Here is an 11,534-nt window from a genome sequence, read left to right on the forward strand (position 1 = left end):
ACTCGCGACCTCAACCTTGGCAAGGTTGCGCTCTACCAACTGAGCTACTCCCGCATACTACTCATACAACTTTTACTACCACGACAGCCTGAACCTCTGACTGCCGAATCCGACGACTGACGCAACGTCCATCATGTCACCGGTGCCATTAACCTGGAGCGGGAGACGAGTCTCGAACTCGCGACCTCAACCTTGGCAAGGTTGCGCTCTACCAACTGAGCTACTCCCGCAGGGCCCTGCATCTTACCGAAAAGCAGACTATCGCGCAACTTCTTTTAACTACGCAGCTTTATGCTGGCAATTCGCGCTAAGTACCGCTTATCTTGCTGCTTTCGTTTGTGTCGTCAGCAGCGAGAACGAGATTATTGCAAAGGAAGAACCGGCTCGTCAACAACTTTTTTCATGAATTTCATTTTTGTGCGCGCGCCCCGCTCAACGCCTCGCTACGCTCGCGGATCTGTGGCCATGCGAGCTTCATGTAATAGATCATCGACCACAGCGTCAGCACCGCCGCCAGATAGATCATCCAGCCACCCAGCACCGATGCATCGAACCCGAACAGCGAATCGTTGAACAGCAGCAGCGGGATCGCAATCATCTGCACCGTGGTCTTGAGCTTGCCCAGGAAGTTCACCGCCACGCTCTTCGACGCGCCGATCTGCGCCATCCACTCGCGCAGCGCCGAAATGGTGATCTCGCGACCAATGATCACCAGCGCGATCAGGTCTGCAACCCGGCCCAGCGCCAGCAGCGACAACAGCGCCGCGGTCACCATCAGCTTGTCTGCCACCGGGTCGAGAAAGGCACCAAACGCCGACGTCTGGTTCCAGCGTCGCGCCAGGAAACCGTCCAGCCAGTCGGTCACAGCGGCGATGATGAAGAACGATGCCGCCGTCACATTCTTGGTATGCATCGGCAACCAGGCCTCGGGCAGGTAGTAGACCCCGACGACGAGCGGGATCATGGCCACGCGAAGCCAGGTCAGCAGGATGGGTATGTTCAGTGGCATGGGCAGTACGTTCGTGGGCCAGGAATCAGGCTGGTCTGCGATGTCGCTTCGATGACGCCTAAAATTTGCTTCGAGGTTGCTTCGAGGGCGCAATCGAGGTCGGCTGGCGCGATTGTCGCCTATTTCGGTCTGAATCCGTAGCTTCCAAACCGAAAACCGCCCAATACATGCCGACCGCCAATAGCCCGACCCCTGCCTGCGTCAGTGCAACTGGCGGTAGATCTCCTCGGCCAGCGTGCGCGAGATACCTTCGACGCTGGCCAGTTCGTCGATGCTTGCCGCCATCACGCCCCGCAAACCGCCAAAGCGCGTCAGCAGCTTTTGCCGGCGGCGCGCGCCGACCCCTTCGATCTCCTCCAGCCGCGACGTGGTCCGGGCACGAGCCCGCTTGGCGCGCATGCCCGTAATCGCAAAACGGTGCGCTTCGTCGCGGATCTGCGCCACCAGCATCAGCGCGGCACTGCCCTGCCCCAGCTCCAGCGACGGACGGCCATCGGCAAACACCAGCGTTTCAAGCCCCACCTTGCGGCCTTCGCCCTTGGCCACGCCGACCAGCAGGCCGATATCGAGCCCAAGTTCCTCGAATACCTGACGCGCCACCTCGACCTGCCCCTTGCCGCCGTCGATCAACACCACGCGCGGCATGCGCGGCACGCCATCGGCTCCGGCATCATTCGGGTCGCCGCCATCCTCCTGGATCTGCTCGACCAGCTTCTGGTAGCGGCGCGTCAACACCTGGCGCATCGCGGCATAGTCGTCGCCGGGCGTGATGTCGGTAATGTTGAAGCGCCGGTATTCCCCGTTCTGCATCTCATGGTGATGGAACACCACGCAAGAGGCCTGGGTGGCCTCGCCGGCCGTATGGCTGATGTCGAAGCATTCGATGCGCAACATCGCCAGGTCTTCCATGTCGAGCCCGATGGTCTCGGCCAGCGCACGCGTGCGCGCTTCCTGGCTGCCCTGCTCGGCCAGGCGGCGGGCGAGCGCCAGGCCAGCGCCCTGGGTAGCCATTTCCAGCCAGACCTTGCGCTGCCCTTGCGGCTGGCGCACCAGCGCCACCTTGCGGCCGGCCTGCATCGACAACGCCTCGACCACGGCCTTGTCCGCAGGCAGATGGCTGACCACCACGATCGGCGGCGCAGCCTGATCCAGGTAATGCTGGACCATGAACGCCGACAACACACGGGCGGCAATGCGGTCCACCGAAAGCGGCCCGGCAGCGGCCACCGAGGCTTCGATAACCTCATCGCTGGCGCCCTCACCCGCGTCGTCGCCCGCGTCGTCACTTTCCTCGACGATCATCGCCGCCTCGTCGGCATGCGCGGGGAAATAAGCCTTGTCGCCCAGATGCCGCCCGCCGCGCACCATCGCCAGGTTCACGCAGGCGCGGCCGCCCTGCACGGCGACGGCCAGGATGTCGATATCGCGCGCCTGCCCGACCTCTTCCACCGCCTGGCGCTTGAGCACCGTCGACAGCGCAGCGATCTGGTCGCGCACCGCGGCAGCCTGCTCGAATTTCAGCTCCAGTGCGTGCGCTTCCATCTTGCCCTGCAGGCCCTCCAGCACCTCGGTCTCGCGCCCTTGCAGGAAGCGCGCCGCGTTACCCACGTCGCGCGCGTAATCTTCCTCGCTGATCGCGTTCACGCACGGCGCCGTGCAGCGGTGGATCTGGTGCAACAGGCACGGACGCGTGCGATTGTTGAACACCGTGTCCTCGCAGGTGCGCAACCGGAACACCTTCTGCAGGATCTGCATGCTTTCGCGCACCGCATGGGCACTTGGGAACGGGCCGAAGTACTGGTGCTTGCGATCGGTGGCGCCACGGTAATACGCCATGCGCGGAAACTTGTGCCCGGTCAGCTTCAGGAACGGATATGACTTGTCATCGCGAAACAGGATGTTGTAACGCGGCGCCAGTGCCTTGATGAGATTGTTCTCAAGCAGCAGTGCCTCGGCCTCGGTACGCACGACCGTGGTCTCGATGCGCGCGATCTTGCCCACCATCATCGCAATGCGCGGCGACAACTGCGTCTTGTTGAAATAGCTCGACACCCGTTTTTTCAGGTCGCGCGCCTTGCCCACATAAAGCACGTTGCCATCGGCATCGATATAGCGATAGACGCCCGGCAGCCCCGGCATGCGCGCCAGGATCGGACGCGGATCGAAGCCTGGCACGTCGGGCGGCTCCGGCTCAAGCTCTGGCGTAGGCGGCACGGGATCAAGCGAAGGGACAGGTTCCTGCTCGGGCATCGGGGGGATGATTGGACGAAGATGGCGCGCCGACCCGTGGCACGCCTAGAATCGCAAGTTTAGAGCAATTCGTCTGTGAGACTTTTCTCTTGCGGACCGCCTTCAGCGCCATGCCAATCCGTTCCTGGGACATCTTCTGCACCGTCATCGACAATTTCGGAGACATCGGCGTCTGCTGGCGACTGGCGCGCCAGTTGGCGCAGGAGCATGGTCACACGGTGCGACTCTGGGTAGACGACCTGCACAGCTTCGCGCGCCTGGCCCCTGAAATCAGCCCGACCCTGACCCAGCAGCGACTGGCCGGCGTCGACGTACATCGCTGGGATCCGACACCGGCGGCACCGTTCGAAGCCCCAGCGCCCCACGATGTCGTGATCGAGGCGTTCGCCTGCCACCTGCCCGAATCGTTCCTGGCCGCGATGGCCGCTGCCGCGCGCAAGCCGGTCTGGATCAATCTGGAATACATGAGCGCCGAGCCATGGGTGAGCGAACACCACGCGATGGCATCGCCGCACCCACGGCTGCCACTGACCAAGTACTTCTTCTTCCCCGGCTTTGCACGCGGCACCGGCGGACTGCTGCGCGAATCGATGCTTGGCGCGTCGCGCGACACGCTCCGCGCCAGCCCCGCCGCGCAAGCCACGCTGTGGCACCGGCTTGGCGTACAGCCCACCGCGCATTCGCTCAAGGTCAGCCTGTTCGCCTACGCCAACGCCGCCACACCCCCACTACTCGAACAATGGCGCGACGGTACCACCGCGATCGAATGCTTCGTGCCACAGGGCCTGGCGGCCACGCAGATCGAACAATGGCTGGGCGCCGCACTTACGCCTGGCACCACGCACTGCCGCGGCAACCTGATCGTCCACGGCATCCCGTTTGTCCGCCAGGAACACTATGACGAATTGCTATGGGCCTGCGATATCAACTTCGTGCGCGGCGAGGATTCCTGCGTGCGCGCCCATTGGGCCGCACGGCCAATGATCTGGCAGATTTACCCACAAGACGACCAGGCACACCATATCAAGCTCGATGCCTGGCTCGAACGTTTTGCGCGCGCCGGAGTGGCCCCGGAGGCCTCCGCGGCGCTGACCGATTTTTCGCATGCTTGGAATGGCTATGGCAACCGCCCGGACTGGGCGGCCCTCCACGCACAATTGCCCGCCTTGACCGCCGGCATGGAGCGTTGGCAGCGGCAATTGCAGCACTTGGGCGATCTCGCGGCGAATCTCGTGGCCTTCAGCGAAAATCAGGTAAAATAGCCGGTTGATTTTGATGGCGAGCCAAGTTTCAAGGCCCAAGAACAAACTGCCGGCTGCGCGCCTTCGCCATACCTATTCCCGGGCATATATCGATCCCGGACCATTTTTTTCAGGAAGACAGTTCAGATGAAAATCGCACAGGAACTCCGCGTCGGCAACGTGTTCATGATCGGTTCCGACCCGATGGTGGTTCAAAAGGCCGAGTACAACAAGTCGGGCCGCAACGCCGCCGTCGTCAAGATGAAGTACAAGAACCTGCTGACGGAAGCCCCGGGCGAATCCGTCTTCAAGGCTGACGACAAGTTCGAAGTGGTGGTGCTGGAGCGCCGCGAATGCACGTACTCGTACTTCGCTGACCCGATGTACGTGTTCATGGACTCCGACTACAACCAGTTCGAAGTCGAGAAGGACAGCATGGGTGACGCGCTGAACTACCTCGAAGACGGCATGGCCGTGGAAGTGGTGTTCTACAACGAGAAGGCCATCTCGGTAGACATGCCGACCACGCTGGTTCGTGAAATCATCTACACGGAACCGGCCGTCAAGGGCGACACGTCGTCGGGCAAGGTGCTCAAGGGCGCCAAGATCAATACCGGCTTCGAACTGCAAGTGCCGCTGTTCTGCAATATCGGCGACAAGATCGAAATCGACACGCGTACCGGCGAATACCGCAGCCGCGCCAACTAAGTTTCACGGCGACACGCGATAAAAAAGGCAGCCTCGGCTGCCTTTTTGTTTTGTGTGCCTGGTTCGAAATCAGGCGATCAGCTTCAGATCCTTCAGCAAACGCATTGCGGCGCGATACTCGGCTTCCTGCTCCAGCTTGTTCCAGTCCAGCGGCTTCCTGCGCCCGAACAGCTTGCGGATACGACGTTGCGATGCCTTGCTGGTCGACACATCGAGTTCGGTCAGCAACTGGTCGGCCCGGTCGGGGTTATTGCAGATCAGGACCATGTCGCAACCGGCGTCCAGTGCGGCACGCGCACCCTGCGTGACGCTGCCGGCCACGCTGGCACCCTCCATGCTGAGATCGTCGCTGAAGATCACGCCCTCGAAGCCGAATTGCGCGCGCAGCACGTCCTGCAGCCAGAAACGCGAGAAACCAGCCGGATTCGGATCCACCTTCGGATAGATGACATGGGCCGGCATCACTGACGCCAGCGCCTGCCCCATCCAGTCGTACGGGCGCGCATCGTGCGCGAGGATCTCGTCGAGCGTGCGTTCGTCGACCGGCACGGCCACGTGCGAATCAGCCTCGACATAGCCATGACCCGGAAAATGCTTGCCGCAGTTGGCCATGCCGGCCAGCAGCAGGCCATGCGTCAAATGATTGGCCAGCATCGTGACCACGCGCGGATCGGCGTGGAAGGCACGATCGCCAATTACACCGCTGCGACCAAAATCCAGGTCGAGCACCGGCGTAAAGCTCAGATCGATATCGCACGCACGCAATTCCGCCGCCAGCACGTAGCCACAGGCAATGGCAGCCTTGGTGGCGACCAGCACATCGCGGTCCCACAACTCGCCAAGCTTCGCCATGGCCGGCAGGTGCGTAAAGCCATCGGTCTTGGCACGTTGCACGCGACCGCCTTCGTGGTCGATGCAGATCAGCACGTCGTCACGCACATTGCGAATGGCACGCGTCAGCGCCACCAACTGCGCGCGCGATTCGAAGTTGCGCGCGAACAGGATCACACCGCCAGTCAGCGGATGCGCGATGCGGCGTTCGTCTTCTTCGTTGAGCTGCTTGCCCACGACATCGAGCACCACCGGGCCCGGACGCTTGCCGGAGACTTTCTTGTTCATATCAATCTAGTTGGAGGCTGGTTCAGGCAGCGGACCGGGCTGGCCAGTCCGCTCCGCGATCGCGAAGGCGACCGCATAGTCATGTTCGTCACTGACACTGACCCGAATGGTCAGGCCACGTTCCCGCACCCATTCGGCCAGTTCGCCCGTGCATTGCGGCGTCGGCTCGCCCGAGGGCAGGTTCAACAGCTCCATGGCCCGCCACGTCATGGGCCAGCGCATGCCCAGGCCGATGGCCTTCGAAAACGCTTCCTTGGCGGCGAACCGCGTGGCCAGAAAGGCCAGGCCACGCTTTTCGGAGCGCGCCTTGCGCGCGTGATAGACCTTCAGCTCGCGCGGCCCGAGCACCTTTTCGGCAAACCGGCCGCGCGTGCGTTCCATCACGCCTTGCACGCGATCGATCTGGATGATGTCGGTGCCGACGCCGTAGATCACGCGGCCTGCCCGGGAACCGGATAGCGACTACCCAGGCGCGCGGCCACCATGATGGCCTTCATCTCGCGCACCGCGTTCTGCCAGCCGACAAACACGGCATGCGCCACGATGGCGTGACCGATGTTCAGCTCCTTGATGCCCGGCAGCGCGGCAATCGGCTGCACGTTCGTATAGTGCAGGCCGTGGCCGGCGTTGACGATCAGGCCATGCTTCTGGCCCGCGTCGACGGCTTCCGCCACACGCCGGAATTCGGCCGCCTGTTCATCGGCCGTGTGGGCATCGGCGTAGCGGCCCGTATGAATTTCGATCACCGGGGCCTTGCACGCAGCGGCAGCCGCGATCTGGTCCGGATCGGCATCAATGAACAGCGATACGCGAATGCCCGCATCGGCCAATTGGCGGCACGCGGCACTGACCTGCTCGAAATGGCCAGCCACGTCGAGCCCGCCTTCGGTAGTGACCTCCTCGCGTTTCTCGGGCACCAGGCAGACATCCTGGGGCTTGATCTCGCAGGCGATGTCGAGCATCTCCCGCGTGATCGCGCATTCGAGGTTCATGCGCGTGGCCAGTTGCGGCCGCAGCGTGCGCACATCGGCATCGCGGATATGGCGACGGTCCTCGCGCAGGTGCAGCGTGATCACGTCGGCGCCGGCTTCTTCAGCCTGCAGCGCGGCCTGGACCGGATCGGGATACACCGTGCCGCGCGCATTACGCAGCGTGGCAACGTGATCGATATTGACACCAAGGTCGATGACCCCGGGATTCGCGTGGAAGATCATGCCGGCTTGCTCGGAAGAAGATGGGAATCAAAGGTACTGCAGATCGATCAGGATCTGGCGCGTTTTCAGCGGCTCACCCTGCAGATAATAATGCAGCAGGAACCGCATCAGCGCGCGGCTTTGCGAAACAGTCTGCGCGCGCGCATAGTCGTCCTGCGCCATGTCGAGCAGCGTCTGCCCCGACACCACGGGCCAACTCGACGGATCGCTCGCATGGGCGCGGCGTACGCCACGCTCCGGCTGATAGACGTAATCGAGGCCCGCTTGCACGCGTTCGCCGGTCTTGATGCACTGGTCGAACGCCACGGCAAAGCCGGTCTCCTGCAACAGCACACGCTCGAAACTGCGCAGCACCAGGCTGGCCGCTTCGCCATGCGCCAGCCGCGTCAGCGTGATCATGTAGTGCTTGAACAGCGCGGGATGGGCATCCTCGCGCGGGCAGAAACGCAGCAGCAGCTCGTTCAGGTAGAAGCCCGACAACAGCCCATCGCCGGCCAGCGGCAGCATGCCGCCCACGTACTCGGCCTTGGTCAGTGTCTTGACCTCGCCACGGCCGGTCCACGACAGCGAGACCGGATGAAAATGCTGCAACACCGCACGCAATGCCGAATGAGGACGCTTGGCGCCCTTGGCCACCATCGCCATACGGCCGTGGTCACGCGTGAAGACGTCGAGGATCAGGCTGGTTTCGCGGTACGGATAGGCGTGCAGGACAAAGCCCGCCTCATTGCTCACGCGTAGTTCAGACCGCGCCGGCACGATACGCATCGCGCGGTCCATCATTTCGCGGCCGGCGGCCACTGCCGGACTCAGCGTGGCAACCACGCCCGCCCCCAGTACCTCCGCCGCTTCCTCGGCAACCGGATCGGCGCTGCGCGCACGCGGCGCGGCAGCGCGGCGCACGTCAGGCATCTTGCTCACTCGTAGCCGTAGGCACGCAATCCGGCTTCGTTGTCGGCCCAGCCGCTCTTGACCTTGATCCACATTTCCAGGTAGACCTTGCCGTCGAACAGCTTCTCCATGTCGAGGCGCGCGTCGGTCGAGATCTGCTTGAGCCTGGCGCCCTTGTTGCCAATGATCATCGCCTTGTGCGCATCGCGCTCGACGAGGATGGTGGCAAAGACCCGGCGCAGGCGTCCTTCGGTCTCGAACTTGTCGATGATCACGGTGCTGGTATAGGGCAGTTCGTCGCCAGTCCAGCGGAACACCTTCTCGCGAATGATTTCCGACGCCAGGAAGCGTTCGCTGCGATCGGTCATCGCATCGACGTCGTACATCGGTTCGCCTTCGGGCAGATACGGGCGGACAATGGCCAGCAGGCGCGCGATGTGATCGCGCGTCTTGGCGGACATCGGCACCACTTCCGTGAACGGAAAGCGCTGCCCCATCTGCTCCAGGAACGGCATCATCACTTCAGCACGGCCTTCGCCGATACGATCGAGCTTGTTGCACACCAGCAGCACCGGCACGTTCTTCGGCAGCAGCGCCAGCACCTTCTCGTCGTCGGCACCAAAATAGCCGGCTTCGACAACGTACAGCACCACATCCACCGACGACAGCGTGGACGTCACCGCACGGTTCAGCGAACGGTTCAGCGCACTGGCATGGCGCGTCTGGAAACCCGGCGTGTCGGCGAACACGAACTGCGTATCGTCCGTGGTCTGGATACCGACGATACGGTGACGCGTGGTCTGTGCCTTGCGCGACGTGATGCTGATCTTCTGGCCGACCAGCGCATTCATCAGCGTGGACTTGCCAACATTGGGACGGCCAACGATGGCCACGGTGCCGCAGCGGAAAGCCGGGGCTCCGGACGGTTCCGCCGCGTCCTGCTGCGGAGGGAGAGATTCGGTCATTCCTTCAACCTGAGAGACAACTGGGGATCCGGCGGCACCGGCTGCTTGCGCGTCTTGCCAGTGCGTTCGGCGCGGCTGCGCTTGAGCAGTTGAGGCACGAGCTTCTGGACCTCGTCCAGCGCAAGCTTGGCGGCTGCCTGTTCGGCAGCGCGCCGCGACGCGCCGGTGCCAAACACGCGTACTTCCAGTTTAGGCACGATGCACTCGACTTCAAATTGCTGGCTGTGCGCCGCGCCGTGGGTGGCAATTACGTTGTACTGCGGCAGGGCAATCTTGTGGCCCTGCAGGTACTCCTGAAGCAGCGTCTTGGCATCCTTGCCCAGCGTACGCGGATCCACCTGCTCCAGGATCGGGATATACAGCTTGCGGATCAACGCGCGCGCGGCGTCGAATCCGCTGTCGAGGAACACTGCGCCGACGATTGCCTCGAGCGCATCGGCAAGAATCGACGGACGGCGGAAGCCGCCGCTCTTCAGTTCGCCCTCGCCAAGTCGCAAGGCGTCGGAAAGCTGCAGCATCTGCGCAATCTCGTACAGCGCCTGCTGCTTGACCAGGTTGGCGCGCACGCGGGACAAGTCGCCTTCGTCCAGCTTGCCAAACATGCCGTAGAGCATGTCGGCAACCGCGCAGTTCAGCACCGAATCGCCAAGGAATTCAAGCCGTTCGTTGTGCTGCGCGCTATGACTGCGATGCGTGAGCGCCTGCTGCAGCAATTCGGGCTTGCTGAATCGGTAGCCGAGACGTTGCTGCAAGGCATCGAGGGTCATGTCGTTACTGCGTTCCCGTATAGGTAATCAAAAAACTCAACGGACCGTAGATCTGGACTTCGGTCCGGTACTCGAAGGCAACCGAGCGAACCCGCCCGCCCTCGTCCTCGAACACATCGAGGTCCTCGCCCTTGAGCGAATGAATGTTGTCGATCAGGGCCTGCTTGTCGAAATTGGCGGCAAGTTCCTTGCGGTTGGCGGAACTGTCCCGGGCATAGTTCACCGCCCGCTTGACCGAGAAATACTCCATCACGCTTGGCAACGACTTCAGCGCCGGCAACGCCACGGCCGCCACGATAATGACGACCACCAGCAACGACCCTAATGAAAATCCTCGTGATCCACGCGATCTATTGATCACATCAAGACGGATTTTCCCCCTGCTTTTCCCAAACTCTTGACCCATTGCGCTGCCCTCTTTTATTGAGTGTTTTGCGCCGCGTGGTGATTGCCAGACGTTATTTGAACGATCCCACGCGCCCGAAATTGCCCAGATTCATCCAGATCAGGAATGCCCTGCCGACAATGTTCTTGTCCGGCACGAAACCCCAATAGCGTGAATCGAGGCTGTTGTCACGGTTATCCCCCATGACGAAATAGTGACCTTCAGGCACTTTACACGTCAGCCCCTGCTGATTGTAAGTGCAGTTCTCGCGGAACGGAAAATCGGGATCGGCCCCGGCCACGAAAGCCGGCCGGTCCGCGTCGTTCAGGATGCCATGTTCCGGCCCGCCCGGCAGCTTCTCGGTAAAGTGTTTCGAGTACGCGAGGCGTTCTTCGTCGAGGTAGTCGGGCAACTGGTCGTATTCGGCCGGCTTGCCGTTGATGGTCAGCTTCTTGTTTTCATAGCGCACCACGTCGCCCGGCACGCCGATCACCCGCTTGATGTAGTCGAGCGATTCGTCCTTCGGGTAACGGAACACCATCACGTCGCCGCGTTGCGGCTCGCCAACACTGATGATCTTCTTGTTCACCACCGGCAGGCGGATGCCGTAGTCGTACTTGTTCACCAGGATGAAGTCGCCGATCAGCAGCGTCGGGATCATCGATCCCGAAGGAATCTTGAACGGCTCCACCACGAACGAGCGCAGCACGAACACCGCAAGTATCACGGGGAAGAAGCTCGCCGAATATTCCAGCCACCACGGCTGGCGCAGCTTTTCCTCGGCCAGTTGTGCACGCGAACGGTCCAGATCGGCGCCGCCCTGGACAGTCGCCAGATGCTGGCGCTGCGCATCGAACTCCGCGAGCGCCAACTGGGCAACGCTACGGCGTTGCCGTTCGAACACAAGCTTGTCCGCGACCCAGGCAATGCCCGTAATGACCACCAGCACAAAAAGGATCAGTGCAAAATTCATGACGGCTTAAAG

The 11,534-nt window shown here is 62.3% G+C and carries 12 protein-coding genes and 2 tRNA genes (1 of these 14 cut by a window edge); 2 read left to right on the top strand and 12 right to left on the bottom strand.

Annotation, left to right across the window (positions count from 1 at the left end):
- The 4 genes from ACO550_RS29520 to uvrC all read right to left on the bottom strand — a co-directional run.
- Nucleotides 1-54: transfer RNA gene (locus ACO550_RS29520), tRNA-Gly, on the bottom strand; it reaches 122 nt to the left of the window's first position.
- A 100-nt stretch (nt 55-154) separates the two neighbouring features.
- A tRNA-Gly gene (locus tag ACO550_RS29525) sits at nt 155-230 on the bottom strand.
- 179 nt (nt 231-409) lie between these two features.
- A complete protein-coding gene (gene pgsA / locus ACO550_RS29530) occupies nt 410-1,009 on the bottom strand; it encodes a CDP-diacylglycerol--glycerol-3-phosphate 3-phosphatidyltransferase (protein WP_315598039.1) in 600 nt (199 codons plus the stop codon).
- 201 nt (nt 1,010-1,210) lie between these two features.
- Entirely contained in the window at nt 1,211-3,259 is a 2,049-nt protein-coding gene (gene uvrC / locus ACO550_RS29535; protein WP_315598040.1) for an excinuclease ABC subunit UvrC, read from the bottom strand.
- 110 nt (nt 3,260-3,369) lie between these two features.
- Here uvrC and earP point away from each other — a divergent pair, with 110 nt between their 5' ends.
- The gene (gene earP, locus ACO550_RS29540) at nt 3,370-4,521 is read left to right on the top strand and encodes an elongation factor P maturation arginine rhamnosyltransferase EarP (RefSeq protein ID WP_315598041.1); all 1,152 of its coding nucleotides are present in this window, start codon (nt 3,370-3,372) and stop codon (nt 4,519-4,521) included.
- 126 nt (nt 4,522-4,647) lie between these two features.
- Nucleotides 4,648-5,208, top strand: a complete 561-nt coding sequence (efp, locus tag ACO550_RS29545; RefSeq protein WP_315598042.1) for an elongation factor P — start codon at nt 4,648-4,650, stop codon at nt 5,206-5,208.
- A gap of 69 nt (nt 5,209-5,277) precedes the next feature.
- On the opposite strand, the gene nagZ is transcribed toward efp, so the two are convergent.
- From nagZ to lepB, 8 genes are all read right to left on the bottom strand, one after another.
- Nucleotides 5,278-6,327, bottom strand: a complete 1,050-nt coding sequence (gene nagZ, locus ACO550_RS29550; protein WP_315598043.1) for a beta-N-acetylhexosaminidase — start codon at nt 6,325-6,327, stop codon at nt 5,278-5,280.
- A gap of 6 nt (nt 6,328-6,333) precedes the next feature.
- On the bottom strand, nt 6,334-6,762 hold the full coding sequence (acpS, locus tag ACO550_RS29555; RefSeq protein ID WP_315598044.1) for a holo-ACP synthase: 429 nt from the start codon (nt 6,760-6,762) through the stop codon (nt 6,334-6,336).
- Complete coding sequence (gene pdxJ, locus ACO550_RS29560) at nt 6,759-7,541, bottom strand: pyridoxine 5'-phosphate synthase (RefSeq protein WP_315598045.1); 783 nt, start codon at nt 7,539-7,541, stop codon at nt 6,759-6,761. The genes acpS and pdxJ overlap by 4 nt, the downstream gene beginning before the upstream one ends.
- A 27-nt stretch (nt 7,542-7,568) precedes the next feature.
- Nucleotides 7,569-8,453, bottom strand: coding sequence for a DNA repair protein RecO (gene recO / locus ACO550_RS29565; RefSeq protein ID WP_315598046.1), 885 nt, complete (start codon nt 8,451-8,453; stop codon nt 7,569-7,571).
- A gap of 5 nt (nt 8,454-8,458) precedes the next feature.
- Nucleotides 8,459-9,397 (bottom strand): GTPase Era, encoded by a 939-nt coding sequence (gene era, locus ACO550_RS29570; RefSeq protein ID WP_315598047.1) that lies wholly within the window; start codon nt 9,395-9,397, stop codon nt 8,459-8,461.
- Nucleotides 9,394-10,164 carry a ribonuclease III gene (rnc, locus tag ACO550_RS29575; RefSeq protein ID WP_092594258.1) on the bottom strand — a complete coding sequence of 257 codons (771 nt, stop codon included), beginning with the start codon at nt 10,162-10,164 and terminating at the stop codon, nt 9,394-9,396. Before rnc ends, era begins: the two co-directional genes overlap by 4 nt.
- Before the next feature lie 4 nt (nt 10,165-10,168).
- Entirely contained in the window at nt 10,169-10,474 is a 306-nt protein-coding gene (locus tag ACO550_RS29580) for a DUF4845 domain-containing protein (protein ID WP_315598048.1), read from the bottom strand.
- A 148-nt stretch (nt 10,475-10,622) separates the two neighbouring features.
- The gene (gene lepB, locus ACO550_RS29585) at nt 10,623-11,522 is read right to left on the bottom strand and encodes a signal peptidase I (protein ID WP_315598049.1); all 900 of its coding nucleotides are present in this window, start codon (nt 11,520-11,522) and stop codon (nt 10,623-10,625) included.
- Between the last annotated feature and the right edge of the window lie 12 nt (nt 11,523-11,534).

It is taken from the genome of Cupriavidus sp. (assembly GCF_057315035.1).

Bases quoted from the DNA above. Each gene is read 5' to 3' on its own strand.
- rnc (WP_092594258.1), bottom strand. From the start codon at position 10,164: ATGACCCTCGATGCCTTGCAGCAACGTCTCGGCTACCGATTCAGCAAG.
- recO (WP_315598046.1), bottom strand. From the start codon at position 8,453: ATGCCTGACGTGCGCCGCGCTGCCGCGCCGCGTGCGCGCAGCGCCGAT.
- pdxJ (WP_315598045.1), bottom strand. From the start codon at position 7,541: ATGATCTTCCACGCGAATCCCGGGGTCATCGACCTTGGTGTCAATATC.
- earP (WP_315598041.1), top strand. From the start codon at position 3,370: ATGCCAATCCGTTCCTGGGACATCTTCTGCACCGTCATCGACAATTTC.
- pgsA (WP_315598039.1), bottom strand. From the start codon at position 1,009: ATGCCACTGAACATACCCATCCTGCTGACCTGGCTTCGCGTGGCCATG.
- era (WP_315598047.1), bottom strand. From the start codon at position 9,397: ATGACCGAATCTCTCCCTCCGCAGCAGGACGCGGCGGAACCGTCCGGA.
- lepB (WP_315598049.1), bottom strand. From the start codon at position 11,522: ATGAATTTTGCACTGATCCTTTTTGTGCTGGTGGTCATTACGGGCATT.
- efp (WP_315598042.1), top strand. From the start codon at position 4,648: ATGAAAATCGCACAGGAACTCCGCGTCGGCAACGTGTTCATGATCGGT.
- uvrC (WP_315598040.1), bottom strand. From the start codon at position 3,259: ATGCCCGAGCAGGAACCTGTCCCTTCGCTTGATCCCGTGCCGCCTACG.
- nagZ (WP_315598043.1), bottom strand. From the start codon at position 6,327: ATGAACAAGAAAGTCTCCGGCAAGCGTCCGGGCCCGGTGGTGCTCGAT.